At 68.1% G+C, this 26,142-nt stretch carries 25 protein-coding genes and 1 tRNA gene; 18 read left to right on the plus strand and 8 right to left on the minus strand.

From position 1 onward, the window contains the following. The first annotated feature begins 8 nt into the window (after nt 1–8). The 5 genes from OU996_RS13495 (at nt 9) to OU996_RS13515 (ending at nt 7,573) form a co-directional block, all read left to right on the plus strand. The gene (locus tag OU996_RS13495) at nt 9–419 is read left to right on the plus strand and encodes a DoxX family protein (protein WP_267582129.1); all 411 of its coding nucleotides are present in this window, start codon (nt 9–11) and stop codon (nt 417–419) included. A gap of 25 nt (nt 420–444) precedes the next feature. Beyond that, nucleotides 445–2,139, plus strand: coding sequence for a formate--tetrahydrofolate ligase (locus tag OU996_RS13500; RefSeq protein ID WP_267582130.1), 1,695 nt, complete (start codon nt 445–447; stop codon nt 2,137–2,139). A 92-nt stretch (nt 2,140–2,231) separates the two neighbouring features. Continuing rightward, a tRNA-Leu gene (locus OU996_RS13505) sits at nt 2,232–2,315 on the plus strand. A 312-nt stretch (nt 2,316–2,627) separates the two neighbouring features. Continuing rightward, entirely contained in the window at nt 2,628–6,464 is a 3,837-nt protein-coding gene (gene putA, locus OU996_RS13510) for a trifunctional transcriptional regulator/proline dehydrogenase/L-glutamate gamma-semialdehyde dehydrogenase (protein ID WP_267582131.1), read from the plus strand. 80 nt (nt 6,465–6,544) lie between these two features. Beyond that, entirely contained in the window at nt 6,545–7,573 is a 1,029-nt protein-coding gene (locus OU996_RS13515; RefSeq protein ID WP_267582132.1) for an LLM class flavin-dependent oxidoreductase, read from the plus strand. Here OU996_RS13515 and OU996_RS13520 read toward each other — a convergent pair. From OU996_RS13520 to OU996_RS13530, 3 genes are all read right to left on the minus strand, one after another. After that, the gene (locus OU996_RS13520) at nt 7,570–8,496 is read right to left on the minus strand and encodes a DMT family transporter (protein WP_267582133.1); all 927 of its coding nucleotides are present in this window, start codon (nt 8,494–8,496) and stop codon (nt 7,570–7,572) included. The two genes, OU996_RS13515 and OU996_RS13520, sit on opposite strands and share 4 nt — an antisense overlap. 102 nt (nt 8,497–8,598) lie before the next feature. Further along, complete coding sequence (locus tag OU996_RS13525) at nt 8,599–9,789, minus strand: FAD-dependent monooxygenase (protein WP_267582134.1); 1,191 nt, start codon at nt 9,787–9,789, stop codon at nt 8,599–8,601. Nucleotides 9,790–9,807: 18 nt separating this feature from the next. Then, complete coding sequence (locus OU996_RS13530) at nt 9,808–10,056, minus strand: zinc-finger domain-containing protein (RefSeq protein WP_267582135.1); 249 nt, start codon at nt 10,054–10,056, stop codon at nt 9,808–9,810. 219 nt (nt 10,057–10,275) lie between these two features. Between OU996_RS13530 and OU996_RS13535 the strand changes: the two genes are divergently transcribed. The 6 genes from OU996_RS13535 (at nt 10,276) to OU996_RS13560 (ending at nt 14,769) form a co-directional block, all read left to right on the plus strand. Further along, nucleotides 10,276–11,241: a hypothetical protein gene (locus OU996_RS13535; protein ID WP_267582136.1), complete on the plus strand. Its 966-nt coding sequence runs from the start codon at nt 10,276–10,278 to the stop codon at nt 11,239–11,241. Between the two features lie 108 nt (nt 11,242–11,349). Next, complete coding sequence (locus OU996_RS13540; protein ID WP_267582137.1) at nt 11,350–12,102, plus strand: alpha/beta fold hydrolase; 753 nt, start codon at nt 11,350–11,352, stop codon at nt 12,100–12,102. A 289-nt stretch (nt 12,103–12,391) separates the two neighbouring features. After that, complete coding sequence (gene cysE, locus OU996_RS13545; RefSeq protein ID WP_267582138.1) at nt 12,392–13,240, plus strand: serine O-acetyltransferase; 849 nt, start codon at nt 12,392–12,394, stop codon at nt 13,238–13,240. Between the two features lie 136 nt (nt 13,241–13,376). Continuing rightward, nucleotides 13,377–13,589 carry a DUF3126 family protein gene (locus OU996_RS13550; protein ID WP_267582139.1) on the plus strand — a complete coding sequence of 71 codons (213 nt, stop codon included), beginning with the start codon at nt 13,377–13,379 and terminating at the stop codon, nt 13,587–13,589. Nucleotides 13,590–13,620: 31 nt separating this feature from the next. Beyond that, entirely contained in the window at nt 13,621–14,151 is a 531-nt protein-coding gene (locus OU996_RS13555; protein ID WP_267582140.1) for a gamma carbonic anhydrase family protein, read from the plus strand. 78 nt (nt 14,152–14,229) lie between these two features. Further along, nucleotides 14,230–14,769, plus strand: a complete 540-nt coding sequence (locus OU996_RS13560; RefSeq protein ID WP_267582141.1) for a GNAT family N-acetyltransferase — start codon at nt 14,230–14,232, stop codon at nt 14,767–14,769. An 18-nt stretch (nt 14,770–14,787) separates the two neighbouring features. Here the strand turns inward: OU996_RS13560 and OU996_RS13565 are convergent, their stop codons facing one another. Continuing rightward, nucleotides 14,788–15,456, minus strand: a complete 669-nt coding sequence (locus OU996_RS13565; protein ID WP_267582142.1) for a transglutaminase-like cysteine peptidase — start codon at nt 15,454–15,456, stop codon at nt 14,788–14,790. A gap of 263 nt (nt 15,457–15,719) precedes the next feature. Between OU996_RS13565 and OU996_RS13570 the strand changes: the two genes are divergently transcribed. Both OU996_RS13570 and OU996_RS13575 read left to right on the plus strand, forming a co-directional pair. Beyond that, nucleotides 15,720–16,493: a rhomboid family intramembrane serine protease gene (locus OU996_RS13570; RefSeq protein ID WP_267582143.1), complete on the plus strand. Its 774-nt coding sequence runs from the start codon at nt 15,720–15,722 to the stop codon at nt 16,491–16,493. Nucleotides 16,494–16,631: 138 nt separating this feature from the next. Then, nucleotides 16,632–17,063 carry a CBS domain-containing protein gene (locus OU996_RS13575; RefSeq protein WP_267582144.1) on the plus strand — a complete coding sequence of 144 codons (432 nt, stop codon included), beginning with the start codon at nt 16,632–16,634 and terminating at the stop codon, nt 17,061–17,063. A gap of 56 nt (nt 17,064–17,119) precedes the next feature. Here the strand turns inward: OU996_RS13575 and hisI are convergent, their stop codons facing one another. Then, nucleotides 17,120–17,614, minus strand: coding sequence for a phosphoribosyl-AMP cyclohydrolase (gene hisI / locus OU996_RS13580; protein ID WP_267582145.1), 495 nt, complete (start codon nt 17,612–17,614; stop codon nt 17,120–17,122). Continuing rightward, on the minus strand, nt 17,607–18,251 hold the full coding sequence (gene folE / locus OU996_RS13585; RefSeq protein WP_267582146.1) for a GTP cyclohydrolase I FolE: 645 nt from the start codon (nt 18,249–18,251) through the stop codon (nt 17,607–17,609). Before folE ends, hisI begins: the two co-directional genes overlap by 8 nt. Nucleotides 18,252–18,484: 233 nt before the next feature. Between folE and OU996_RS13590 the strand changes: the two genes are divergently transcribed. Beyond that, nucleotides 18,485–18,928: an iron-sulfur cluster assembly scaffold protein gene (locus tag OU996_RS13590; protein ID WP_267582147.1), complete on the plus strand. Its 444-nt coding sequence runs from the start codon at nt 18,485–18,487 to the stop codon at nt 18,926–18,928. A gap of 124 nt (nt 18,929–19,052) precedes the next feature. Here the strand turns inward: OU996_RS13590 and OU996_RS13595 are convergent, their stop codons facing one another. Beyond that, nucleotides 19,053–19,496 (minus strand): hypothetical protein, encoded by a 444-nt coding sequence (locus tag OU996_RS13595; RefSeq protein ID WP_267582148.1) that lies wholly within the window; start codon nt 19,494–19,496, stop codon nt 19,053–19,055. Nucleotides 19,497–19,579: 83 nt separating this feature from the next. Here OU996_RS13595 and yidD point away from each other — a divergent pair, with 83 nt between their 5' ends. Then, on the plus strand, nt 19,580–19,915 hold the full coding sequence (gene yidD / locus OU996_RS13600; RefSeq protein WP_420712633.1) for a membrane protein insertion efficiency factor YidD: 336 nt from the start codon (nt 19,580–19,582) through the stop codon (nt 19,913–19,915). A 48-nt stretch (nt 19,916–19,963) separates the two neighbouring features. Then, entirely contained in the window at nt 19,964–21,925 is a 1,962-nt protein-coding gene (gene thrS, locus OU996_RS13605; protein ID WP_267582149.1) for a threonine--tRNA ligase, read from the plus strand. Nucleotides 21,926–22,099: 174 nt separating this feature from the next. On the opposite strand, the gene OU996_RS13610 is transcribed toward thrS, so the two are convergent. Next, nucleotides 22,100–22,399, minus strand: coding sequence for a hypothetical protein (locus OU996_RS13610; RefSeq protein ID WP_267582150.1), 300 nt, complete (start codon nt 22,397–22,399; stop codon nt 22,100–22,102). Between the two features lie 188 nt (nt 22,400–22,587). Between OU996_RS13610 and OU996_RS13615 the strand changes: the two genes are divergently transcribed. Beyond that, nucleotides 22,588–23,787: a PP2C family protein-serine/threonine phosphatase gene (locus OU996_RS13615; protein WP_267582151.1), complete on the plus strand. Its 1,200-nt coding sequence runs from the start codon at nt 22,588–22,590 to the stop codon at nt 23,785–23,787. 24 nt (nt 23,788–23,811) lie between these two features. Beyond that, on the plus strand, nt 23,812–26,136 hold the full coding sequence (locus OU996_RS13620) for a response regulator (protein WP_267582152.1): 2,325 nt from the start codon (nt 23,812–23,814) through the stop codon (nt 26,134–26,136). The last annotated feature ends 6 nt before the right edge of the window (nt 26,137–26,142 follow it).

Below are 26,142 nucleotides of genomic sequence, written 5' to 3' on the forward strand. Positions count from 1 at the left end.
AGCTACCGATGACGCCGGCGATCATCTCCACCATCCTGCGTGCTTCCGCTACCGCATTCGTCGCTCGCTTCCTGCTGGTCTTCATGTTTCTCGGCAGTGGCATCAACAAGCTGACCGATTTCGCCGGCGCCCAGGCGGAGATGGCCCATTTCGGCCTGAATCCGCCTTGGCTGTTTGCGGTGCTGACCATCCTCACCCAGCTCGGCGGCGGGCTTCTCATCCTCCTCAACCGCGCCACCTGGCTCGGTGCGGGTGCGCTCGCCGTCTTCACCGCCCTCACCATTCCGATCGCGCATCATTTCTGGTCCATGGAAGGGCCGATGGCGCAGGTCGAGTTCTATTTCGTCATGGAGCATCTGTCGGTTCTCGGCGGCATGCTGCTCGTTGCTATCCTTGCCGAGCGGATGCGAGCCGCCTGACCGGCTTTTCTCAACGGGAGCCCCGATGAACACCGCCGTGCGCACGATCGACCCCAACAGCGATGCCGCCATCGCCGCCGGCGTCGAGCCGCGTCCGATCGAGGAGATCGGCGCCCGGCTCGGCGTGCCGGACGCGGCGCTCTACCGCTATGGCCCGCACAAGGCCAAGATCGCCCTTGGCTTCGCCCGCGAGGCGGCGGCCAAGGCGGATGGACGGCTGATCCTGGTGACGGCGATCAACCCGACGCCGGCGGGCGAGGGCAAGACCACCACGACGATCGGCCTTGGCGACGCGCTGGCGCGTGCCGGCAAGAGCGTCGCCATCGCGCTGCGCGAGCCAAGCCTCGGCCCGGTCTTCGGCTCGAAGGGGGGCGCGACGGGTGGCGGCCATGCGCAGATCGTGCCGATGCAGGACATCAACCTGCATTTCACCGGTGACTTCCACGCCATCACCGCCGCGCATAACCTGCTCGCGGCGGCCATCGACAACCACATCTACTGGGGCAATGAGCTCGACATCGACCAGCGCCGCATCAGCTGGCGCCGCGTGGTCGATCTCAACGACCGGGCGCTGCGCAGCGTCATCGTCGGCCTTGGCGGGCCGGGCAACGGCTTCCCGCGCGAGGATGGCTTCGACATCACCGTCGCCTCCGAAGTGATGGCCATCTTCTGCCTTGCCCGCTCGCTGGAAGACCTTGAGGAGCGGCTCGGCCGCATGGTGGTGGCGCAGACCCGCACCCGCCAGCCGGTCACCGCCGGTCAGCTGAAGATCACCGGCGCCATGACCGCGCTGCTGCGTGATGCCTTCCAGCCCAATCTCGTGCAGACGCTGGAGGCGACGCCCGCTCTCGTCCATGGCGGCCCCTTCGCCAATATTGCCCATGGCTGCAATTCGGTGATCGCGACCCGTGCCGCGCTGGGTCTGGCCGATTACGTGGTGACGGAAGCCGGCTTCGGCGCGGATCTCGGGGCGGAAAAATTCCTCGACATCAAGTGCCGCCAGGCCGGGCTCACGCCCCGCGCGGTGGTGATCGTGGCGACCGTGCGCGCGCTGAAGATGCATGGCGGCGTTGCCCAGAAGGATCTCGGGCCGGAGAATGTTGAGGCCGTCAGCCGCGGCACCGGCAATCTCGTGCGCCATATCGAGAACATGAAGGCCTTCGGCCTGCCGGCGGTGGTGGCCATCAACCGCTTCACCAGCGACACGCCGGCCGAGATCGCCGCCATTGAAGCGGCGTGCAACGCGGTTGGTGCGAGCGTGCATCTGTGCGCGCACTGGGCCGAGGGCTCGGCCGGCGCGCTGGCGCTGGCGGAGGAGGTGGTGCGCCTCGCCGAAGGGCCGTCCGCCTTCCGCCCGCTCTATGAGAGCAGCGTGCCGCTCACCGAGAAGATCGACACCATCGCCCGGCGCATCTACCGCGCCGGCTCGGTCGCCATCGAGCCCGGCGCGCTGAAGAAGCTCGCCGAGTTCGAGGCCATGGGCTATGGCGACCTGCCGATCTGCATGGCCAAGACGCCGTACAGCTTCTCGGCCGATCCCACGCGGCGCGGTACGCCGGAAGGCTTCGTGCTGCCGATCCGCGAGGTGCGCCTTTCTGCCGGCGCCGGCTTCGTCGTCGCCCTCGCCGGCGAGGTGATGACCATGCCGGGCCTGCCCTCGCGCCCGGCGGCGGAGAACATCTTCGTCGACGAGACCGGCTTCATCGGCGGGGTGTTCTGAGGCGACCGCCCCGGCTCTGCCTGTGGGCGGTGCGATGCCGGCGTGGCGCCCGTCTCGCCTCATCCGCCAGCTTGGGCTAAGACGAAGACGGCGGCCGCCTGCTGAAACTGGTAGACAGACCCGACTTAAAATCGGGAGCCTCTGGCGTGCGGGTTCGAGTCCCGCGGCGGCCACCACATCCCATCGGGACTAATATCGACCCGCGTCGCGCTTCGCGTGGTTCTGACGGCGCTTTCTCGCGACCCTGTCCTTTCTCCTGTTCCATCCCATCCCGTATCGCCGGATACTCGCTGCATCGCCGGGGTGCTCGGCGGCGTGAGGCCTTGTTAGCCGCAAGCGCGCAGCAACCGGGCGCCGCAGCTTCAGTCGCCCTTCTGGACGGGTTGCCTTGAAAGGTGCAACCCATATTGATGCAAGTTGCACCTCTATGGTATTCAGTAACGGAGACATTTTTCCAAGTCGCTGTAGACCCATCGAAGGACCGAGCCATGTCCGCCACCACCATGGGCGTAAAGATCGACGACGACCTCCGCGCACGGCTGAAGGCGGCGGCGGAGCAGCAGGGTTGCACCCCGCACGCGCTGGTCAAGCAGGCGATCATCCACGCGGTCGGGCGGGTGCAACTCGGTTTGAGTCCTCAGGCTGACGAGAGTGAAGGGGGAGGGGAGGCTCGGCTGGCGGCTCTTGAGGGTGTCGAAAGTCCGTTTCTGCCCTTCGCCCGCGCCGTGCAACCGCAGGGCGTGCTGCGGGCGCGGGTTACCGGCGCCTATCGGATGCCGGAGACCGAGGCGGTGTCGCTGCTGATCGGGGCGGCGGAGCTTGCGGCGCCGCGCGCCGAGGCGGCGCGGGCGCGGGCGCGTGGGCTGGTCGAGGCGCTCCGGGCGAAGGGCCAGAAGGGGCCCGTGGAAGGGCTCATCCACGAATATTCGCTGTCGAGCCAGGAAGGCGTCGCGCTGATGTGCCTCGCCGAGGCGCTGCTGCGCATCCCCGACCGGGCGACACGCGACGCGCTGATCCGCGACAAGATTGGCAAGGGCGACTGGCAGTCCCATCTTGGCCACAGCCCCTCGCTCTTCGTGAATGCCGCGACCTGGGGCCTTGTCCTCACCGGCAAGCTGACGACCACCTCGAGCGAGGTCGGTCTCACCGGCGCGCTGACCAAGCTCATCGGTCGGGGCGGCGAACCGGTCATCCGCAAGGGCGTCGATGTCGCCATGCGCATGATGGGCGAGCAGTTCGTCACCGGCCAGACCATCTCCGAGGCGCTGGCCAATTCCCGCCGCATGGAGGCGAAGGGGTTCCGCTATTCCTTCGACATGCTCGGCGAGGCGGCCACCACCGAGGCCGATGCGCGGCGCTATTACGCCGATTACGAGCAGGCGATCCACGCCATCGGCAAGGCGTCGGCCGGGCGCGGCATCTATGAAGGGCCGGGCATCTCGATCAAGCTCTCGGCGCTGCACCCGCGCTACGGCCGCGCGCAATATGACCGCGTTATCAAGGAGTTGCTGCCGCGTGTTGCGGCGCTGGCGAAACTCGCGCGCCAGTACGACATCGGTCTCAACATCGACGCCGAGGAAGCGGACCGGCTTGAGATCTCGCTCGACCTGCTCGAAGCGCTGTGTTTCGACGAGGGGCTAAGTGGCTGGAATGGCATTGGTTTCGTGATCCAGGCCTACCAGAAGCGCTGCCCTTATGTGATTGATTACCTCATCGACCTCGCGCGCCGCTCGAACCACCGGCTGATGATCCGGCTGGTGAAGGGGGCCTATTGGGACAGCGAGATCAAGCGGGCGCAGGTGGACGGGCTGGAGGGCTTTCCGGTCTATACCCGCAAGGTCCACACCGACATTTCCTACCTCGCCTGCGCCCGCAAGCTGCTCGCGGCGCCCGACGCGGTGTTCCCGCAATTTGCCACCCATAACGCCCAGACGCTCGCCACCGTCATGGAAATGGCGGGCGCCAACTATTATGCCGGGCAATATGAATTCCAGTGCCTGCACGGCATGGGCGAGCCGCTCTATGAGGAGGTGGTCGGCCGCGAGAAGCTGGGGCGGCCCTGCCGCGTCTATGCCCCCGTGGGGACGCATGAGACGCTGCTGGCCTATCTCGTGCGCCGCCTGCTGGAGAACGGCGCCAACTCCTCCTTCGTCAACCGGATCGCCGATGAGAGCGTGCCGGTCGAGGAGCTGATCGAGAGCCCGGTCGAGGTCGCCCGCCGCACCGAGCCGCTTGGCGCGCCGCACCCGCGCATTGCCGCCCCCGCCGATCTGTTCGGCGAGGCGCGCCGCAACTCGGCGGGGCTCGACCTGTCCAATGAGCAGCGTCTGGCGTCCCTCGCCGCCGCCTTGCTGGCCGGAAGCGCCGCCCCGGCGCGGGCCGTGCCGCTGCTTGGCGATGGTCCGGCGGAAGGTCTCGCGCGCCCTGTCACCAATCCCGCCGACCGGCGCGATACGGTCGGCACGGTGGAAGAGGCGACGCCCGCCGTGGTCGCCCGCGCCATGGAATTCGCCCACGCCCATGCGCCGATCTGGCAGTCGACCCCGCCGGCCGAGCGTGCGGCGTGCCTGATGCGCGCGGCCGAGATCATGGAGGCGCGGCTGCCCGCGCTTCTGGGCCTCATCGTGCGCGAGGCCGGGAAATCCTTCCCCAACGCCATTGGCGAAGTGCGCGAAGCTGTTGATTTCCTGCGCTATTACGCGGCCGAGGTGCGGGCGCATTTCGCCGCCGAGACCCACCGTCCGCTCGGGCCCGTGGTCTGCATCAGCCCGTGGAACTTCCCGCTCGCCATCTTCACCGGGCAGGTCGCCGCCGCGCTTGCCGCCGGCAATGCGGTGGTGGCGAAACCCGCCGAAGAAACGCCGCTGATCGCCGCGGCGGCGGTCGAGATCCTGCGCGAGGCCGGCGTGCCGGCCGGCGCGGTGCAGCTTGTGCCGGGCGCTGGCGATGTCGGCGCGGCGCTGGTGGGCGATGCCCGCACGCGCGGCGTCATGTTCACCGGATCGACGGAGGTGGCGCGGCTGATCCAGCGCCAGCTCGCCGGCCGGCTGAGCCCGGAGGGGCGCACCATCCCGCTGATCGCCGAAACCGGCGGGCAGAACGCGATGATCGTCGATTCCTCGGCGCTGGCCGAGCAGGTGGTGGCGGATGTGATCGCCTCGGCCTTCGATTCCGCTGGCCAGCGCTGCTCGGCGCTGCGCATTCTGTGCCTGCAGGAGGACGTGGCCGAGCGCATTCTGGAGATGCTGCGCGGCGCGCTGAAGGAGCTGGTGGTGGGCAATCCCGTGCATCTGGCCACCGATATCGGGCCGGTCATCAGCAATGAGGCGCGCGCGACCATCGAGGCGCATGTCCAGCGCATGCGCAAGGCCGGCCATCGCGTGGAGCAGGTCGAGCTGGCGGAAGCCACGCGCCATGGCAGCTTCGTGCCGCCGACCTTGATCGAGATTGACGACATCGCCGCGCTCACCCGTGAGGTGTTCGGCCCGGTGCTGCATGTGGTGCGCTACCGGCGGGAGGATCTCAACGCGCTGATCGCCGCCATCAACGCCACCGGCTATGGCCTCACCTTCGGCCTGCACACCCGCATCGACGAGACCATCGCCCATGTCACCCGGCGGATCGAGGCCGGCAATCTCTATGTGAACCGCAATGTCATTGGCGCCGTCGTCGGCGTGCAGCCCTTTGGCGGCCATGGACTTTCCGGCACGGGGCCGAAGGCGGGCGGGCCGCTCTATCTTGGCCGCTTGCTGGCCATGCGGCCAGAGGGCTCGCCGATCACCGGCATTGCGCCGGAGCCGGCGCGGCTATGGACGGATTTCGTCAGCCGCCCGGAGACGCGCGAGGCCTGTGGCCGGGTGCTGGCCGCCACGCCCTTCGGCGTCACGCGTGAGCTGGCGGGGCCGGTGGGCGAGCGCAACCTCTATGAGCTGAGCCCGCGCGGCACGGCTCTGTGCCTTGCCGCGACCGAGCATGGGCTCGCCGTGCAGATCGCCAGCGCCCTCGCCACCGGCAACAAGGTGCTGCTGCAGGGGACAGGCATGCCGGCGCTGCCGGCCGGTCTCGAGGAGTGCGTCGCGCTCACCGAGACGCTGGAGGACGCCGCTTTCGACGCGGTGCTGTTCGAGGGCGACAGCGACGCGCTGATCCGCCTCAACCAGCAGCTCGCCGAACGCGAGGGGCCCCTCGTCATGGTGCATGGCACGACGACGGAGGCGCTGGAGCGCGGCGAGTTCTACCCGCTGGAGCTTCTGATGCTGGAACGCTCGATCAGCACCAACACGGCGGCCGCCGGCGGCAATGCCAGCCTGATGAGCATTGGCTGAGGCAAGGGCGGCGCTTCTTCACCGCCGGTCACTCAACGGAAACGCCTTGCGCGGGGGCGGGCGGCACCTAAGTGAGAGGGATGTCCCAGCTTCACGATATCCCTCTCTCCGTGCTCGACCTGTCCTTTGTCGCCGAGGGCGGCACGGGGCCGGAGGCGCTGCGCGGCACGCTCGATCTCGCCCGCCATGTCGATGCGCTCGGCTATGAGCGTTTCTGGGTGGCGGAACACCACAATCTACCCTCCGTCGCCTCCGGCGCGCCGGATGTCATGGCCGGGCAGATCCTCGCCGCGACCACACGCATCCGCGTCGGCTCCGGCGGTGTCATGCTGCCGAACCACGCCCCGCTCATGGTCGCCGAGCGATTCAAGGTGCTGGAGGCGCTGTACCCCGACCGGGTGGATCTCGGCCTTGGCCGCGCGCCGGGCACCGACCAGCTCACCTCCCACGCCCTGCGCCGGCGGCAGGATGTCGATCCCGGGGACGATTTCCTCGACCGGCTGAAGGAGTTGATGCTGTGGGATACCGGCCGCTGGCCGGCCGATCACCCCTACCGCAACATCCAGGTCATGCCGGTGGATCTGCGTCTGCCGCCGATCTGGCTGCTCGGCTCCTCCGGCTACAGCGCGCGCCTTGCCGCGCAGATCGGCGTCGGCTTCGCCTTCGCCCATCATTTCGCCCAGCATGATGTGCTGGACGCCATGCTGAGCTACCGCGCCGGCTTCCAGCCGTCCGAGCGGCTGGAGGCGCCGCACGCCATTCTGGCGCTTTCCGTCGTCTGCGCGCCGACCGATGAGGAAGCCGAATGGCTGGCGGGGAGCGTCGATCTCGCCCATCTGCGGCGGGCACGGGGCGATTACCGGCCCATTCCGAGTGCGGAGGACGCGGCGGCGTTCCCCTATAGCGAACAGGACCGCGCCTTCATCCGCCGCAACCGCGAGAAGGTGCTGGTGGGCGGACCGGACCGGGTGGCGGAGGGCTTGCAGCGCTACCTTGATACCACCAAGGCGGATGAGCTGATGATCACCACACCGATTCCCGACCTTGCTGCCCGCAAGCGCTCCTACACGCTGGTGAAGGCGCTGCAGGCGGTGGCGGTCGCGGCCTAGATAGGTCGTGCAGCGGGTGCGCGCGTTGGGCGCGTCACCAGCCAGATGCCGAGCGCAATGGGGGCGATGCCGAGGAAATCCAGCGGCGGCACGACTTCCCCGAGCAGCAGCCAGCCGAAGAACAGGCCGAGCGGCGGCATCAGGAAGTGCAGGCTGGAGGCCGCCGTCGCGCTGGAGCGGGTGAGCAGATAAAACCACAGGCCGTAGCCGCCGATGGAGACGGCGACGACCAGAAAGGCGAGGCCGCCGAAGAGGTTGGCGGTGAAGTGGATATCACCGAGGCTCTCGGTCGCCAGCGCCACGGGAACCAGCGCCAGCCCGCCCGCGAGGCATTGCACGGCGTTCCCCGTCCACACCCCGCCGCGCGGCGCGAAATATTTGAAGGCGAGCGTGCCGGCCGAGAGCGCCGTGACGCCGCCGGCGATGAGCAGCGTGCCCGCCAGCGTCTCATGCGCGTCAGCAAGGCGCGAGCGCAGGACTATGACGACGCCGATCAGGCCGAGCGCGATGCCCGCCCATTTGGTCAGGTTCATCCGCTCGCCCAGGACCGGCCCGGCGAACAGCGCCACCACCAGCGGCAGGCAGCTGGTGAGCACGGCGGTGTAGGCCGAGGAGGTGAAGGTCAGCGCGGTCCAGTTCAGCCCGAGATAGACCGCGTTGTTGAGCACACCGATGCCGATCAGCGCGATCACATCGCGCCGGCGCATGGCCGGTCGGCCATCCATGAGGAACGCAAGCGCCAGCATGAGGCTACCGGCGATGAGCAGGCGCGTCGCCAGCAGGATCAGCGGCGGGCAATCGGCCAGCGCCAGCTTCGCCCCGGCGAAGGCCGAGGACCACAGCACGCAGAACACCGCGACCAGCAGCGGCAGCGGCAGGAAGCTGCGCGCGGGGGCGGCAAGGGAGGGCGTGGCGGCTTGCATGGTCGGTCTCCGGCAGGCGTGAGAAGACCCTAGCCACGTGCTGCCGGATCGAAAAACGAGATGTTTTCATGGGGGGCATGAGCAAAGCCGATCTTTGCTCGCTTAGCCCGCCAGCGTCGGCTCCCAGCCATAGATCCAGCGGTAGCGCTCCAGCACCGCTTCGCCGGCGCGGGCGCGCATGACGAGATCGCGGGCGATCCGCGCCGGGCCTTTGAGGTGATAGATGCGGTCCATGCCGCGCGCGGCGGTCTGGATGCGCGCGGTGCGTGGCCGGCGCAGCGCCTCATAGCGGCGCAGGCTCGCGGGAATGTCGGTTCCCGCCTTCAGGCAGGCGGCGAGAATCACCGCGTCCTCGATCGCCTGCGCCGCGCCCTGCGCGAGGAACGGGCACATGGCGTGGGCGGCATCGCCCAGCAGCGTCACCGGCCCGGCCCCCCAGGCGGCGAGCGGGTCGAGATCGAACAGCGCCCAGCGCAGCCAGCTCTTCGGGGCGCCGAGCAGCGCCTGCGCGTCGTCGCCCCATTCGCTGTAATGACTGAGCAATTCCTGCGGCGCGGCGGGAAGTCCCCAGCCATGGGTCTTGCGGGTATCCGGCGTGATGGCGACGAGGTTGACCGCCGCGCCCGCCTTGACCGGGTAGGAGACGAGATGCGCGCCCGGCCCGAGCCAGAGCCGGGTCACCGGGTCGGTGAGGCGGGCCGGCAGCGCGCTCACGGGAATCGTCGCCCGCCAGGCAGCGCGGCCGCGAAAGGACGGGGCGACGCCGGGATGCAGCAGGCCACGCACGGCTGAGCGCAGCCCGTCGGCGCCGATCAGCGCGCGGGCATGGACGGATTCGCTGGTCTCGCCCTGCTCGGCCTGCACGGCGATGCCGTCGGAAAGCGCCGTGAATCCGTCGATCTTGCGCCCGAGCCTGATCTCGATAGCCGGATGCGCCCGCGCCGCGTCCGCGAGGGCCGCTTGCAGGTCCGCGCGGTGGATGACGAGGAAGGGGCCGCCGAAACGGGCCTCGGCGCTCGCGCCCATCGGGGCACTGGTCAGCGTGCGCCCGCTGCGCCCGTCAATCACCGCGAAACCCGTGGGCGCCACGGCGACGGCGCGCACGCGCTCATAGACGCCGAGCGCCTTGAGGCAACGCGTGGCGTTGGCGGCAAGCTGCACACCCGCGCCGACCTCCTCAATGGCGGCGGCGCGTTCCAGAATGGTAACTTTATACCCGGCTTGCGCCAGGGCGAGCGCCGCCGTGAGCCCGCCAATGCCGGCCCCGGCGACGACAAGATGTTCCGCAGCCATGATGGCGTCCGCGGCCGCTCAGGCGGCGGCCGGTGCCTCGTAGAGCGCGCCCGGCGGGTTCGATTCGGTGCCGTGCAGATGGTGGTCGTACGCGTAGAGGGTCGAGCAATAGGGGCAGATGATCTCGTCATCCGAGCCCATGTCGAGGAAGACATGCGGATGATCGAAGGGCGGCCGCGCCCCGACACACATGAACTCCTTGGCGCCGATGGAGATTTTCGGCACGCCGGCCGAATTGTGGAAGTGGGGAACGACGTGGCCCGCCATGATTTTCCGTCCGCGCTCGTGATGCAGTCGCGCGGAACATAGCCGCTGGCGGCGCCGGGTCCAAGAGGCAACGATGTGGCAACGACGTGGCAAGCCACATGGCGAGGCGTGCGAGCGGTAAAGCCTTGTGGATCAACGGCTAAGGGAGCGCTCCTTGGCCGCGCCACAATGATGGTGCATCACCTTGGGGCACGTTGCGTGCCCCACCCCTCGAGTGCCATGCGCCGACTTTTCGCCGCCGCCGCCTTTCTTCTCGCCTTTGCCGGCGCCGCGCACTGGGTGCTGCCGGCGGGGAAGTATTATTATACCCTGATCCTGGCGCAGGACGACGCCGCGCGCCTTGCCGATCTTCAGCTCGCCGGCGTCCTCGATGCCGGGCGGGTCGAGGCGGAAATCGCCACCGCGCTGGACCGGGACGACACGGAACTGGCGACGAGTTTTCTCGAGCTGGCCGATTCCCGCCACCTCCCGGTGAGCGAGGAATTGCGCGCGAGGGTTGCAGCGTCGGGCGGTGCGGTGCCCCGCGCGGCGCGCGATTTCGGGCTCGGTCTGGTGACCGGTGAGGTGGACAGTCAGGCCAGTCTGGCCGGATCCATCGCGGGCGATCTAACCGTTTGGGGCGATGTGCGCGACCTCGGCCGGCAGGCGATTCACTGGGCGCGCGGTGAGCCCGTGGACGAATTCATGGTGGCACTCGCCGGTGCCGGCATCGTCGCGACAGGTGCAACCTATGTCGCCTTCGGGGCGCCACTCACGCTGCGCGCCGGCCTCAGCGTGGTGAAGGGAGCCCGCCGCGCCGGAGCGCTTGGCGGGCGCTTCGCCGCCCATCTGATCGACGCCGCCCGCAGCGGGCGCAAGGTGCAGGCGGCCGGCGCGCTGGTCGATGTCGGCCGCGCCTCGACCAAGGCCGGCACGCGGGCGACGCTGGCCGGCCTCACCCATGTGGACGACGCGGCAGGCGCCGCGCGGCTGGCCCGGCTTGCCGAGGTGAAGGGCGGCAAGACACTGGCCATCGTCAAAGTGCTCGGCCGTGGCGCGCTGTTCCTAACCGAGGCGGTCGCCACGCTCGCCTTCTGGGTCATCGCGGCGCTCGTCAACCTGATCGGCCTCATCTCGTCCTTCAACGCCTTCGTGGTCGCGCTGCTGCGCCCGCTGTGGAAGCGGCCGCGCGGGGCTCTCGCCTGAGCGGGCAGACCTGCCCTGCCGCGGCGATGCTTGGCGGTAGACGACTTGGCATAGGCAGGGCGGCTGATTAGCGTGCGCGCCTTGCTTGTCGCCGGAGCCGCTTCGCCCATGCCGACCTTCCATCACGACGGAATCGACTTCGCCTATCTCTATGAGGGGCAGGGCGAGCCGGTCCTGCTCATTCATGGCTTTGCCTCGACCAAGGAGATCAACTGGGTCGGGCCGGGCTGGGTGACGGCGCTGATTGGGGCCGAGCGGCGGGTGATCGCGCTGGATAATCGCGGCCATGGCGCCTCCGGCAAGGTCTATGAGCGCGACGCCTATGATCCCGGTGTGATGGCGCGCGATGCGCTGGCATTGCTCGACCATCTCGCCATCCCCCGTGCCGATGTGATGGGCTATTCCATGGGCGGGCGCATCGGCGCCTGCCTCGCGCTGATGGCGCCGGAGCGGGTGCGCACGCTGATCCTCGGCGGCATCGGCATCCATCTGGTGGAAGGCGCGGGCCTCCCGGTGACGGTCGCCGAGGCGCTGCTGGCGCCGAGCCTTGACGATGTGACCGATCCGGTCGGCCGCACCTTCCGCGCCTTTGCCGAGCAGACCGGTAGCGACCGGCAGGCGCTTGCCGCCTGCATCTATGGCTCGCGCCGCACGCTGACGCGCGAGGAGGTCGGCCGCATCACGATCCCCACGCTGATCGCGGTCGGCACGCGGGACGAGGTGTCCGGCGCCGCCGCCCCGCTCGCCGCGCTCATTCCCGGCGCGCGGGTCGCGGACATTCCCGGCCGTGACCATATGCGGGCCGTCGGCGACCGCGTTTACAAGGAAGCGGCGCTCGCTTTCCTTGCCGAGGCGCATTGATCGGGCGGGCGATAAGGCGGCCCGGCGGCGCGATTGGCGGCGCCGGTGACCGGCATGAAAACGACGTCGGACCAAGGACTTGGTGAGGCCCTCGCGACCCTCCGTTTCGGTGTAGCGGGAGGGCCGGCCGCGGCCGGTTCGCCCTCCGGTGGCGACTCGCGTTTCTTGCAGAATCGCAACGAGCCCCCGCATGGGATCACCCCTCCCGCTGTGCTAGGCTGCGCCCAACTCGGGTAAAACGCTGGCAGAGGGTCCACCCGATGGATCCGTGACCGGTGAGGGAAAATTTATGGCGCAGAACACCCTTCAGCGTGTCGCGGCGGCGCGCCCGCTCGACAAGCTCGACCCCGTCTGGTCCCGCATCCGCGACGAGGCCGAGGCCATTGTCGAGCGCGAGCCGGCGCTCGCCAGCTTCGTCCATTCCAGCGTGCTCTATCATCCCTCGCTGGAGGAGGCGGTCGGCCACCGCATCGCCCAGCGGCTCGACCATGACGACATGCCGAGCCACCTCATCCGCCAGGCGTTTCGCGAGGCGGTGACGGATGACCCGGAGATCGGCCTCGCCATCCGCGCCGACATCATGGCGGTGTGCGACCGCGACCCCGCGACCGAGCGGGCGGTCGATCCGCTGCTCTATTACAAGGGCTTCCACGCCATCCAGACCCACCGTCTGGCGCATTGGCTGCTGAAGAGCGGGCGCAAGGATTTCGCGCTGTACCTCCAGAGCCGGGCCTCGGTGGTGTTCCAGGTCGACATCAACCCGGCGGCGCCCTTCGGGCGCGGCATCTTCTTCGACCATGCGACCGGCATCGTCGTCGGCGAGACGGCGGTGATCGAGGATAATGTGTCGATCCTGCAGGGCGTCACGCTTGGCGGCACCGGCAAGGAGCATGGCGACCGCCACCCGAAGATCCGCCGCGGCGTGCTGATCGGCGCCGGGGCCAAGGTGCTCGGCAATATCGAGGTGGGCAACTGCGCGCGCGTGGCCGCCGGCTCCGTCGTGCTCAAGCCCGTGCCGGCGGCGACGACGGTGGCGGGCGTGCCGGCCAAGGTGGTCGGGCAGGCGGGCTGCGCCGAGCCCTCGCGCAGCATGGACCAGATGTTCGAGGATCTGCCCTTCCTCGGCGAGGCGATCTGAGGCCGGCGATCTGACGCCCTATCCCGGCAGGCATCGCGATCCGGGATAGGCCGCGCATCGCCCGCGCGGCGGGTTGCACAGCGGCGCCCGGCATGGCAAGCCTGCCGCCCAACCCACCCTTTGCGGAGCACGGATTTTGGAAAAGAAGGATTTCGAGCGCGTCCAGACCTATATGCGGCGCCTCTTCAGCAACACGCAGATCCGCGTCGTCGGCCGTCCGAAGAAGAAGGACTCGGCCGAGGTGTATCTCGGCGACGAGTTCATCGGCGTCCTGTTCGAGGACAAGGAAGACGGCGACCTCTCCTATAACTTCCAGATGGCCATCCTCGACACCGATCTGGAAGACTGAACCTCGGACCGAGAGCCAGGGATTCCCACCGATGCCGGTCTATGCGCTGGACGGGGTGGCGCCGGAACTGCCGGCGCCCGGCCGCTTCTGGATCGCCCCCACCGCCGAGGTGATCGGCCATGTGGCTTTGGGCGACGAGGCCAGCGTGTGGTTCGGCACGGTGATCCGCGGCGACAATGAGCGGATCAGCATCGGGGAGCGGGTGAACATCCAGGAGCTCTGCGTGCTCCACACCGATCCCGGCTTCCCGATGACCATCGGCGCGGACTGCACCATCGGCCACAAGGCGATGCTGCATGGCTGCACGATCGGGGAGAACAGCCTGATCGGCATGGGCGCCACGCTGCTGAACGGCGCCCGCATCGGGCGCAACTGCCTGGTCGGCGCCGGCGCGCTGGTGACCGAGGGCAAGGAATTTCCCGACAATTCCCTCATCGTCGGCGCCCCCGCCAAGGTCATCCGCACGCTGGATGAGAGCGTGACCGCGCGCATCCACGGCACGGCGGCGCATTATGTGCGCAACTGGCGGCGCTTTGCCGAAGGTCTCGCGCGGGTCGACTGAGCGGGCCCCATTTCGCCCATCTTCTCCTGTTCAGCCGGACAGGCGGGCGCGCCGGCCCGTCGCCACAGGAGATCTCCCATGGACAGCATCCGAACCGAACGGCTGGTGCTGCGGAACTTCCGCCGCGAGGATGGCCCGGACCTGCTGGCCTATCTGCGGGAGCCGAGGGTCAGCTGTTTTCTCTCGCTCAGGACGGAAGATCTGGCGGCCGCTGAGGCCGAGGCGGCAAGGCGCGCCGGCAGTGACGAGTACCTTGCCGTCTGCCTCGCCGCCACCGGCCGGGTGATCGGCGATGTGTTCGCCATGCCGGAGCCGCCCGACACCTATTCGGTCGGCTGGAACTTCCACGCGAATGCCGGCGGGACCGGCTTCGCCACCGAGGCCGCGCGGGCGCTGTTCGAGCATCTGTTCACGGCCGGGCAGGCGCGGCGTCTCTATGCCTATGTCGAGGAGGACAACACCCCTTCGCAGCGGCTCTGCGAAAGGCTCGGCATGCGCGCCGAGGGGCTGTTCAAGGAGTTCATCTCCTTCCGCGCCGATGAACATGGCGAGCCCGTCTTCGAGAACACACTGCAATACGCGCTGCTGCGCACGGAGTGGCTGGCGCGGGTCGGTTGATCCCCCGCGCGCCTCGCCTCAGTTCTGGCCGACCGTGGCCGGGGCCAGCACATCGCCCAGCGACACCCAGCGATCCGGGAAACCCTGCGCCTGCCGCTTGACGAAGCGGTAGCCGGTCTCGTGCCAGAGCAGGATGGCGGCTTCCTGATTGTCCAGCACCAGATCGCCGCGATCGGTGACGACGGTGAGCACCGAATGGCCGTCGCCCTGCTTGTCGCGCACCACGGTGATGAGCAGCGTTTCCGCCGGCCAGCCGGCCTCGATCAGCATGCGGCGCTTCAGGAGGACATAGTCCTCGCAATCGCCATAGCCGTCATCCGGGTAGGTCCAGCGCTCGATCTCGCCATAATGCTCGATGTCGGTCAGCGGCTGGATGGTGCCGTTCACCGTGTCGTTGATGTGGCGGAGCTGGGCGTAATTGGCGTCGGTCAGAGCGACCTTGCCGCCGCGGCCATTGCCGTTGCCGCAATCGCCCGGCCGCTCGGCGCAGAAGCGCGCATAGCCGATCGGGGTGGCGGTGTTGCTTCCCGCGATCATGTTCGAGCCGGGGGCGCTGCGCATCGCCAGATGCACCTCGCCGACCCGCTCGCTCGCTTGCGCCGGGGACGCACCCCAGACACCCGCTATCGCCGCTATCACGACCGCTGCCGCCGCCGCGAGACGGGCTCGTTCGAGCCTCTTGTTCATCGCGTACCTCATTCCTGTCTATGGAAGACATCATGACAGCGATGTTTTTATTCTGGTCTAAGCGACGGCGTAGATTCACGAGTACCTTGGATAGAGGTCGTTAACACCTGTTTCTCTTGGCATTAACCATTGATATTGGCAGGCTGTTCATCACGCGAATTAAGCCGGTCGCAACCCGGCGCGGCTAGAGCACGCTCGATTCTTTGATCAGGCCCGCGCTCGGGGTGCTTGCCCGCGCGCACTGCGCCGCCTATGTCATCGTTGTGCTTGACCCATCCCAGATTGCCGCCCAGCGCCGCCAGCCCATCCTCAACGTGCCGACGGTGATCACCGTCCTGGCGGCGGTGATGCTGGCCATTCAGGGGCTGCGCGACATGGTCGATCCCGATACGGGCATCGAGATCCTCGCGCTCTTCGCCTTCATTCCCGCCCGCTTCGACCCCTCCGTGCTCGCCGAAGGGATTCTGCCGGGCGGGGCCGGGGCGGATGTGTGGACCTTCGTCACCTATGCCTTCCTGCATGGCGGCTGGACCCATGTGGGGCTGAACCTCCTGTGGATGCTGGCCTTTGGCAGCCCGGTGGCGCGCCGCTTCGGCACGCTGCGCTTCCTCTTGTTCTTCGTCGTCACGGCGGCGGCGGGGGCGGGGCTGCATCTCGTCACCCATGAGGGCGAGCTGGTGCCGATGATCGGCGCCTCGGCGGCGGTGTCGGGCTGCATGGCGGCGGCGATCCGCTTCATGTTCGCCTCGGAAGGGCATGTGGTGTGGCAGCCGGACGCCATGAGCGCCTCGGTGCGCTATCCCGCCCCGCCGCTGTCCATCGTCATGCGCGACCGGCGGGTGATCGGCTTTGTCGGCGTGTGGTTCCTCATCAATATCGGTTTCGGCCTGCTGACGCCGGCCGGCGTCACCGATGGCAGCATCGCCTGGGAAGCCCATATTGGCGGCTTCGTCGTCGGGCTGCTGCTGTTCCCGCTGTTCGATCCGGTGCGTTCCGGCCCGGACGGCGCGCCCTATTCCCGGCACCCTCAGGGCTGATCCGGCCCGTTCTCGCAACAGACTTGCCTCCCGCTGCGTTAAGGCGGATCATTTCCGGCTCAGGCCACGCACAAGCGCGGCCGTAACGAGCAGCCGGCGGGAGAGCCGACCGGCTGCCGAATGGGAAGGAGGCATGCCATGACGGTTCGTTCGATTCTGGACGAGAAGGGGTACGACGTGCAGACCATCCGCCCGGACGCGACCTTGCGCGAGGCGGTGGAAGTGCTGGCCGAAAAGCGCATCGGTGCGATCGTGGTGACCGATGCCGAGCGGCGCGTGGTCGGCATTCTCTCCGAGCGCGATTGCGTGCGGGTGATCGGCAATGACGGGCCGGGACGGCTCGACGACACCGTCGCCACCGTCATGACCGCCAAGGTGGTGACCGCCGACGGCAACGAGACCGTGCATCAGGTCATGGAGCACATGACCGCCGGCCGCTTCCGCCATTTGCCGGTGGTGCAGGGCGGCAAGCTTCTCGGCATCATCTCCATTGGCGACGTGGTCAAGCATCGCCTCGCGGAGATGGAGCGCGAGAGCCACGCCATGCGCGAATACATCATGTCCACCTGACACACGCGCTCCCGGCCGGAGGGTCGGGAGCGTCGCCGGCCGGCGCAGATGCTCACTCAGAAGCGGGGCGTGTCGGTCTTCTTCGGGGTGGCGTAGACCTCGGCCGGGTCGAACAGCTTGCCAGCGTCATTGACCGCGAGCGTGAGCTCGGGCGTCGGCGCGGCGCCGAGCGGCACGGAGCGGAAGAAGCAGGAGCGGTGCCCGGTGTGGCAGGCCGCCCCCGTGCCGCCCATGCGCACGCGCATCACCACCGCGTCCTGGTCGCAATCGACCTGAAGCTCGACCAGCTTCTGCACGTGGCCGCTTTCCTCGCCCTTCTTCCACAGCCGCCCGCGCGAGCGGCTGTAATAATGCGCCTCGCCGGTCTCGATGGTGAGGGCAAGGGCCTGCGCGTTCATATGCGCGACCATCAGGACGGTGCCGTCCTCGGCATCGACAGCGACGGCGGTGATCAGCCCGTCCGCGTCGAATTTCGGGGCGAGGCGTTCGCCTTCCTCGATCTCGGCCTTGCTGCCGCGCGCGGCGAAGGCCGGCTCACGCGTCTCAGCCACGCCTGCCCCGCAACAGGCTCATGAAGCGCACCTGCTCCTGCGGGTCGTCGCGGAACACGCCGGTAAACTGCATGGTGACCGTGGAGGCGCCCTGCTTGCGCACGCCGCGCATGGCCATGCACATGTGCTCGGCCTCGATCAGCACGGCGACGCCGCGCGGCTTCAGCGCCTCGTCCATGGCGGTGATGATCTGCGAGGTCAGGTGTTCCTGCGTCTGCAGCCGGTGGGCGAACAGATCGACGATGCGGGCGATCTTCGACAGGCCGACCACGCGCTCCACCGGGAAATAGGCGACATGCGCCTTGCCGACGAAAGGCACCATGTGGTGTTCGCAATGCGAGTGGAACTCGATGTCGCGCACCAGCACCATGTCGTCGAAATTGCCGATCTCGCCAAAGGTGCGGTCGAGCACGGCCTCGGCGTCGGCATTATAGCCATCATAGAATTCCTGATACGCCTTCACCACACGCTTGGGGGTATCCAGCAGCCCCTCGCGGGTCGGATCATCGCCCGCCCAGGCGATCAGCGTGCGCACGGCCGCTTCCGCTTCCTCGCGGCTGGGGCGGCGCTGTTCGGTGGCAGCGGCGGCAACTTCGTTCTTCGCGCTGCGCATCAGCGACTCAAGCACGGCATCCATGACGAACTCCGTTCGACGGCGCATTTCAGACCGGGCGCCGGGGTGTCACCGGTATTACTCGACATACGTGCCATGACTTGTCACGGATCAGCGCATTACCATCATCATAACGCCCGTCCGAACGCCCCGGAAGTGACATCCGGTTGCTTTCGCAGGCGGGCACCCGCTCCTATATAGGTGAGCAAGGGTGGCCTGCAACGCAGCCGCATGGCACGGCGCGACGGACGGACAAGATGCTGAACGAGGTCTATAATCGCCGCATCCTCGAGCTGGCAGCCGATATACCACGCCTCGGCCGGCTCGCCGCGCCCGATGCTACGGCAACGGCGCATTCCAAGCTTTGCGGTTCCACCGTCACCGTGGATGTGGCGGTGAAGGATGGCGTGATCACCGATTTCGCCCATGAAGTGCGCGCCTGCGCGCTCGGACAGGCGTCGTCCTCGGTGATGGGCGCGCTGGTCGTCGGCGCGACGCCCGAGGAAGTGCGGGCTGTGCGCGTGGCGATGCGGCGCATGCTGAAGGAAAACGGCGCGCCGCCGGACGGCCGCTGGGCCGAGCTCGCGGTGCTGGAGCCGGTGCGCGACTACAAGGCGCGCCATGCCTCGACGCTTTTGACCTTCGACGCCGTGGTCGACGCGCTCGATCAGATCGAGGCGAAGGCGACGGCGGCGGAGTAGGCGCGACAGCGGGGACTAGACGTCGTCATCCCGGACGGCCGCAGGCCGATCCGGGATCGTGGGCAGAATGGCGAGCGATCCCGGCTCTGCGGCTACGCCTCCGGCCGGGATGACGATGCGACGGTCAGCGTTCGGTGAAGAAGGTAAACAACACCTCGTCCTTCTCGCCGGTGAGGCAGAGGAAGCGGTTGGCGGTGTCGGAGCGATCGCGTTGGATATAGGCCTCGCCCATGATGACGCCCTTCACCGCCGTGTCGCCGAGCTTGGACTCGGCCTGCGCGATGGTGAGGCCGTCGATCTCGATATAGATGTCCTCGATCGAGGGGGAGCGCTGCTTCAGCTTGGCCAGCGCATCCGCCTTGCAGGCGGCGACGCGCTGCATGTCGGGATCGACATCGGGCTGGTTCGCGGCGGCGGGGTCGGGCTGCGTGCCGCTGGCGGGGCCGGGCGGGTTCGCCGGTGCCGGAGCGGGCGAGGGCGCCACATCGGGCATCGTCTGCGGCGCGGGCTGCTGCGCCAGCGCCGGCCCGGCGAGCAGCAGGATCAGAAGGGTGAGAGGCGCTGTCATCCGCATGTGCTGAACCTTTTCGCCGCGTGTGTGCCACCCAACGCGCGGGAGTCCCGGCGGTTCCCCGCTACGGGGTCATGCCGGTGACGACGCGCGCTTCCGCCGCAGCGCTGCTGGCCCGCCTGCCGCGGCTGATGCTGCGCGTGCCCATCCTCATCTACCGCTACAGCTTCTCCGCCTTCATGGGCCGGCAGTGCCGCTATCTGCCGACCTGCTCGGAATTCGCCGAGGAGGCGATCGACCGGCACGGCGCCTGGGTGGGGGGCTGGATGGCGGCGGGGCGCATCTGCCGCTGCCACCCCTGGGGCGGGTCGGGCTTCGAGTGCGTGCCGGCCGAATTGCCCGCGAATGGCGCGTGGTATATGCCGTGGCGCTATGCGCGCACGCCCGAAAAGCAAGAGGGCCCGCGCGGCACCTGACCAACAAGCCTACCTGCGTGGTTCGCAGGAGTGGGCGGGAGAAAATAGATGTCCGAGATCCACCTCACCTTCCCCGATGGCGCCGTTCGAGCCTATGCCTCCGGCACCACCGGCGCGGAAGTCGCCGCTTCCATCGCCAAGTCGCTGGCCAAGAAGTCGCTGGCCATCAAGCTCGACGGCGTGCTGAGCGACCTGTCCGATCCGATTCAGGCGGACGCGAAGTTCGAGATCGTCACCCGCGAGAGCCCCGAGGCGCTCGAACTCATCCGCCACGACGCCGCCCATGTACTGGCGGAAGCGGTGCAGGAGCTGTGGCCGGGCACGCAGGTGACGATCGGCCCGGTGATCGAGAACGGCTTCTATTACGACTTCTTCCGCAACGAACCGTTCACGCCGGAGGATTTCCCCGCCATCGAGAAGAAGATGCGCGAGATCATCGCCCGCGACGCCGCCTTCACCAAGGAGGTGTGGGACCGCGAGACGACGAAGGCCGTCTTCAAGGAGAAGGGCGAGGCGTTCAAGGTCGAGCTGGTGGACGCGATTCCGGCGGACCAGTCGATCAAGATCTACAAGCAGGGCGCCTGGTTCGACCTGTGCCGCGGGCCGCATATGCCGAGCACCGGCAAGATCGGTGACGCCTTCAAGCTGATGAAGGTGGCCGGCGCCTATTGGCGCGGCGACAGCAACAACCCGATGCTGACGCGCATCTACGCCACCGCCTGGCGTACCCGCGAGGAACTCGACGCCTATATCGTCCAGCTCGAGGAAGCCGAGAAGCGCGACCATCGCCGGCTCGGCCGCGAGATGGACCTGTTCCACTTCCAGGAGGAGGGGCCGGGCGTCGTGTTCTGGCACCCCAAGGGCTGGAACCTGTTCCAGAACCTCGTCGCCTATATGCGCCGCCGCCTCGCCGCCGATTACAGCGAGGTTAACGCCCCGCAGGTGCTCGACAAGTCGCTGTGGGAGACCTCCGGTCACTGGGGCTGGTACAAGGACAACATGTTCAAGGTGCAGCCCGCCGGCGACACCGAGGACAATGACCGCGTCTATGCGCTCAAACCCATGAACTGCCCCGGCCATGTGCAGATCTTCAAGCACGGGCTGAAGTCCTACCGCGACCTGCCCATGCGCCTCGCCGAGTTCGGCGCGGTGCATCGCTACGAGCCCTCGGGCGCGCTGCACGGTCTGATGCGCGTGCGCGGCTTCACCCAGGACGACGCGCACATCTTCTGCACCGAGGAGCAGATGGCGGCGGAGTGCCTGAAGATCAACGATCTCATCCTCTCCACCTATGCCGATTTCGGCTTCGAGGAGATCGTGGTGAAGCTCTCCACGCGCCCCGAGAAGCGCGTGGGCTCGGACGCGGTGTGGGATCACGCCGAAGACGTGATGGGCCGGGTGCTCACCCAGATCGAGGCGGAGTCCGGCGGCAAGATCAAGACCGGCATCCTGCCGGGCGAGGGCGCCTTCTACGGCCCGAAATTCGAGTACACGCTGCGCGACGCGATCGGGCGCGAATGGCAGTGCGGCACGACGCAGGTCGACTTCAACCTGCCGGAACGCTTCGGCGCCTTCTATGTCGATGCGGACGGCACCAAGAAGACGCCGGTCATGATCCATCGCGCCATTTGCGGGTCGATGGAGCGTTTCACCGGCATTCTGATCGAGCACCATGCCGGGCATTTCCCGCTCTGGCTGGCGCCGGTGCAGGCGGTGGTGGCGACCATCACCTCCGAGGGCGACGACTATGCCCGCGAGATCGTCGCGCTGGCGAAGAAGCGCGGCCTGCGCGTCGAGCTCGACCTGCGCAACGAGAAGATCAACTACAAGGTCCGCGAGCACTCACTGGCCAAGGTGCCGGCGCTGGTTGTGGTCGGGCGCAAGGAGGCGACGGAGCGCACCGTCTCCATCCGCCGCCTCGGCTCGCCCAACCAGACCAGCTTCACGCTGGACGAGGCGCTGGCGTCGCTGGTGGCCGAAGCCAGCCCGCCGGACACGCTGCGCGACTGAGCGGTCGGCCCTCTCTCCTCGGGCTGTCCGAACAGGCTGGCCAGTGCCGTCCACACACCGTCATGGCCGGGCTTGACCCGGCCATCCACGTCTTTCCTCGGAAAGTCATGGATCCCCGGGTCGAGCCCGGGGATGACGGCTGCTTAGGTGGCGCGCCGCCGCCAATCCTCGTCGTTACTTCGGCGGCGTCTCGGCCGGGCGCACGGGCGTCGGCAAAGGCTGGGGCGGGTAGCTGCCGGTGTCGCGGCGCAGGCTCGGATTGCTGGTGGCGCCGGGCACGTTGAGCCGGCGCTGCTGCGGCGTCCAGTAGGACGGGCCCTGCATCAGGTTCTGGCTGTTCGGGCGCACCGAATCCGGGCGTTGCGGCACGTAGCGATTCCCTGGACTGGTCGATGTCTGGGCCAGCGCCGACAGGCCCGGCGCGAGCAGCGCGACGAGGATGATCGCCGCGCGGGCGCCCAACAATCTTTGCATCTTGTCTCCCTCGTCTCCTCCCTATCTAGGGTCCGGCGCCCTGCTTTGCCATGCCGCTGCGTCGCCGCCCGGTACGCGACGGAAAATCCTGCCGGACTGCCGCTGCGTCAGATGGCTTCCGCCGTTGCTAAGGCCGGGCTTTGCGTGGATATTCCGCGCGACTTCATGGAGCGGGGGCAGGCGCGCCGATGGCAGACCCGAACGCGGCGATTCTGGTGGTGGATGACGTCGCCGAGAATCGCGATCTGCTCATGCGTCGCCTGAAACGGCTCGGCTTCAGCCGCCTCGACGAGGCCGCCAACGGCCACGAGGCGCTCGCCGCTATCGGCAAGACCGCCTATGACCTCGTGCTGCTCGACATCATGATGCCGGAGCTCGACGGCTTCGGCGTGCTGGACGCGCTGAAGGCGAGCGGGGCGATTCACGACCTGCCGGTGATCGTGGTTTCCGCGCTGAACGAGATCGACCCGGTGGTGCGCTGCATCGAGCTGGGCGCCGACGATTTCATCTTCAAGCCGTTCAACCCGACGCTGCTGCGCGCCCGCGTCATGGCGACGCTGGAGAAGAAGGCGCTGCGCGACCGCACGCGCGACGAGCTGCGCCGCAAGCAGGTGGAACTGAACGAGGCGCGCACGCTCCAGCTCGCGCTGGTGCCACCGGCCTTTGCCGGCACGGTGGACGGGCGCGTGCTCACCATCGACACGCTGCTGGAGCCGGCCAAGGAGGTCGGCGGCGATCTCGTGGATTATTTTCCGGTGGGCGACGACCGCATGGCGCTCATTGTCGGTGACGTCTCCGACAAGGGCGCCGCCGCCGCGCTGATGATGGCGCGCACCCATGCCATGTTCCGCGCGCTGGCGGCGCGGCCGGATGCGCCGGCGCTGTTCGGCGATCCGGCGCGGGCGGTGGGCATGGTCAATGACGCGCTCTCACGCGGCAATGCCGGCTGCATGTTCGTGACGCTGACGCTGGCCGTGCTGGAGGCCGAGAGCGGTGAGCTCGCCTATGTGCGCGCCGGCCATGTGCCGCCGTTCCTGCGCCGGGCCGATGGCGGCCTGTCCCGGCTTCAGGGCTTTGGCGGGCCGGCGCTGGGCGTGATGGAAGAGTTTCCGTACCGGAGCGCGCAGGCCGTGCTGGCTGAGGGCGACCGCCTGCTCATCGTCACCGATGGGTTCACCGAGGCGCAGAATGCGGGGGAGGCACTCTATGGCGAGGAGCGGCTTTCCGCCCTCTTCGCCGAATTGGGCGACGCCGAGGAACCGGGCGAGGCGCGGGTGCTCGCCCGCCTCGTCAGCGACGTGCGCGGCTTCGAGGCCGGTTTGCCGGCCTTTGACGACATGGCGGCGATCCTGCTGGCGCTCGGGCCGGACGGCGTTCCGGCGGGCTGAGAAGAAAAGCGGCAAGGGGGAGAGATGACCAAGGACACGAAGGCCGCGACCCTTCCCGAGGAGGGGCTGGACGGGCGCGAGGCCACGCTGCTGCGGGCGACGCTGGAGAACATGTCGCAGGGCGTCGCCATGTACGATGCGGAGCACCGTCTGGTGACGTGGAACAAGCTGTTCCGCGAATATCTCGACATGCCCGACGAGTTCCTCACCAGCGAGCACACCTTCGCCGACTACATCCGCTATCTCGGCGCGCGCGGCGAGTTCGGCGAGGTGGATATCGAGGTGGCGCTGGCCCAGCGCATCAAGCAGCTCGACCATCCCCATTCCTTCGAGCGCGTGCGGCCGGACGGCACTTATCTGGAGGTGCGGCGTGACCCGGTGCCCGGCGGCGGCTTCATCGCCATCTACACCGACATCACCGAGCGCAAGATCGCCGAGATGAAGCTGCGCGAGGACGAGGAGCAGCTGCGCGCGATCGACGCCGCCGCGCCGGTCGGCCTCGTCATCATGGACATCAAGACCCATGCGGTGCGCCATTCCAATGGCTGCTTCGGCCGGCTGATCGGCAAGGATGCGGCCACGCTCATCGACCGGCACATCGCCGAGCTGGTCGGCGACACCGAGAAGACCGCCCGGCTGATCGATATCCTCATGAGCCCGTCGACCGAGCGGCAGGAATTCTACCTGCCGCGTTCGGACGGCACGAGCATCTGCACGATGGTCTCGCATGAGCATCTCGATTTCCGCGGCCAGCCGGCGATCATCGGCACCTTCGTCGACATCAGCGACCGGGTGCGCATGGAGCAGCAGCTGCGCGAGGCCAAGGAAGCGGCGGAATCGGCGAGCCGGGTGAAGTCCGCCTTCCTCGCCAATATGAGCCATGAGCTGCGCACGCCGCTCAACGCCATCATCGGCTACAGCGAGATCCTCTCCGAGGACGCAGCCGACGAGGGCAACACGGCGATGGTCGCCGACCTCGACAAGATCCAGGCCGCCGGCAAGCACCTCTTGGGCCTCATCAACGACATCCTTGACCTCTCCAAGATCGAGGCCGGGCGGATGGATGTCTATCTCGAGCAGGTCTTCCTCACCCGCATGGTGGAGGAGGTGAAGACCATCGTCAGCCCGATGATGGCGAAGAACGAGAACCGCTTCGTCATCGACTGCCCGCTGGATATCGGCTCGCTGCGCACCGATGTGACCAAGCTCAAGCAGAGCCTCATCAACCTGCTCAGCAACGCCGCCAAGTTCACCAAGAAGGGCGAGGTCGTGCTGCGCCTCCTGCGCATCGAGGGCGAGGGCGGCGAGGTGGTGCGCTTCGAGGTCGCCGACAGCGGCATCGGCATGAGTGAGGAGCAGATGGGCCGTCTGTTCCAGGCCTTCACCCAGGCGGACAGCTCCACCACCCGCAATTTTGGCGGCACGGGCCTCGGCCTCACCATCACCAAGCACTTCGCCGCCATGCTCGGCGGCACGATCAACGTCGCCAGCCAGGCCGGCGCGGGTTCGACCTTCACCATCGAGCTGCCGGTCGAGACCAAGGCGGCCGCTGTGGAGAGCGGAGCGGCGCCCGACCTTTCCGATCCCGGCGCGCCGGCGGAGCCCGGCGCCATCACCGTGCTGGTGGTCGATGACGACCCGGCGGTGCATGAGGTGCTGGCGGCGACGCTCGGCAAGGAAGGCTATGTGCTGCGCCACGCCCGCGACGGCATCGAGGCGCTCAACATCATGCGCCGCGAGCCGCCGGACATCGTCACGCTCGACGTGATGATGCCGAAGATCGACGGCTGGTCGGTGCTCGGCATCATGAAGTCCGAGCCGGCGCTCGAGCACATCCCGGTCATCATGCTGACCATCGTCGACGACCGGAATCTCGGCTATTCGCTCGGTGCCTCCGAGTACATGACCAAGCCGATCGACCGGCAGCGGCTGATTGCCCTCATCCATAAATTCGCGCCAGGCGAAGAGGAGGGGCTGGTGCTGGTCGTCGATGACGATCCGCAGGTTCGCGCCATGATCCGCAAGACCATCGAGGATGTCGGGCTGCACGCCGCCGAGGCGGGCAACGGCCAGGCGGCGCTCGACTGGCTGGAGGCCCACCATCTGCCGGCGCTGGTGCTGCTCGATCTGATGATGCCGGAGATGGACGGCTTCGAGTTTCTCTCGCGTGTGCGCGCGGACGAGCGTTTCGGCGACCTGCCCATCGTGGTGCTGACGGCCAAGGAACTCACGGCCGAGGAGCGCGAGTTTCTCGCCCGCAACACGCTGCTGATCCTCAACAAGAGCGCGCAGCCTATCGGCTCGCTCGGTTCGGCGCTGGCCACCATCGCCAGCCACAAGCCGGGGTGAGGAGGG

Origin of the sequence: Ancylobacter sp. SL191, assembly GCF_026625645.1 — a bacterium.
Classification (GTDB): domain Bacteria; phylum Pseudomonadota; class Alphaproteobacteria; order Rhizobiales; family Xanthobacteraceae; genus Ancylobacter.

Excerpts from the sequence above, each read along its gene's own strand:
- OU996_RS13495 (WP_267582129.1), top strand. The coding sequence starts at position 9 with ATGACGCCGGCGATCATCTCCACCATCCTGCGTGCTTCCGCTACCGCA.
- OU996_RS13500 (WP_267582130.1), top strand. The coding sequence starts at position 445 with ATGAACACCGCCGTGCGCACGATCGACCCCAACAGCGATGCCGCCATC.
- putA (WP_267582131.1), top strand. The coding sequence starts at position 2,628 with ATGTCCGCCACCACCATGGGCGTAAAGATCGACGACGACCTCCGCGCA.
- OU996_RS13515 (WP_267582132.1), top strand. The coding sequence starts at position 6,545 with ATGTCCCAGCTTCACGATATCCCTCTCTCCGTGCTCGACCTGTCCTTT.
- OU996_RS13520 (WP_267582133.1), bottom strand. The coding sequence starts at position 8,496 with ATGCAAGCCGCCACGCCCTCCCTTGCCGCCCCCGCGCGCAGCTTCCTG.
- OU996_RS13525 (WP_267582134.1), bottom strand. The coding sequence starts at position 9,789 with ATGGCTGCGGAACATCTTGTCGTCGCCGGGGCCGGCATTGGCGGGCTC.
- OU996_RS13530 (WP_267582135.1), bottom strand. The coding sequence starts at position 10,056 with ATGGCGGGCCACGTCGTTCCCCACTTCCACAATTCGGCCGGCGTGCCG.
- OU996_RS13535 (WP_267582136.1), top strand. The coding sequence starts at position 10,276 with ATGCGCCGACTTTTCGCCGCCGCCGCCTTTCTTCTCGCCTTTGCCGGC.
- OU996_RS13540 (WP_267582137.1), top strand. The coding sequence starts at position 11,350 with ATGCCGACCTTCCATCACGACGGAATCGACTTCGCCTATCTCTATGAG.
- cysE (WP_267582138.1), top strand. The coding sequence starts at position 12,392 with ATGGCGCAGAACACCCTTCAGCGTGTCGCGGCGGCGCGCCCGCTCGAC.
- OU996_RS13555 (WP_267582140.1), top strand. The coding sequence starts at position 13,621 with ATGCCGGTCTATGCGCTGGACGGGGTGGCGCCGGAACTGCCGGCGCCC.
- OU996_RS13560 (WP_267582141.1), top strand. The coding sequence starts at position 14,230 with ATGGACAGCATCCGAACCGAACGGCTGGTGCTGCGGAACTTCCGCCGC.
- OU996_RS13565 (WP_267582142.1), bottom strand. The coding sequence starts at position 15,456 with ATGAACAAGAGGCTCGAACGAGCCCGTCTCGCGGCGGCGGCAGCGGTC.
- OU996_RS13575 (WP_267582144.1), top strand. The coding sequence starts at position 16,632 with ATGACGGTTCGTTCGATTCTGGACGAGAAGGGGTACGACGTGCAGACC.
- folE (WP_267582146.1), bottom strand. The coding sequence starts at position 18,251 with ATGGATGCCGTGCTTGAGTCGCTGATGCGCAGCGCGAAGAACGAAGTT.
- OU996_RS13590 (WP_267582147.1), top strand. The coding sequence starts at position 18,485 with ATGCTGAACGAGGTCTATAATCGCCGCATCCTCGAGCTGGCAGCCGAT.
- OU996_RS13595 (WP_267582148.1), bottom strand. The coding sequence starts at position 19,496 with ATGACAGCGCCTCTCACCCTTCTGATCCTGCTGCTCGCCGGGCCGGCG.
- thrS (WP_267582149.1), top strand. The coding sequence starts at position 19,964 with ATGTCCGAGATCCACCTCACCTTCCCCGATGGCGCCGTTCGAGCCTAT.
- OU996_RS13610 (WP_267582150.1), bottom strand. The coding sequence starts at position 22,399 with ATGCAAAGATTGTTGGGCGCCCGCGCGGCGATCATCCTCGTCGCGCTG.
- OU996_RS13615 (WP_267582151.1), top strand. The coding sequence starts at position 22,588 with ATGGCAGACCCGAACGCGGCGATTCTGGTGGTGGATGACGTCGCCGAG.
- OU996_RS13620 (WP_267582152.1), top strand. The coding sequence starts at position 23,812 with ATGACCAAGGACACGAAGGCCGCGACCCTTCCCGAGGAGGGGCTGGAC.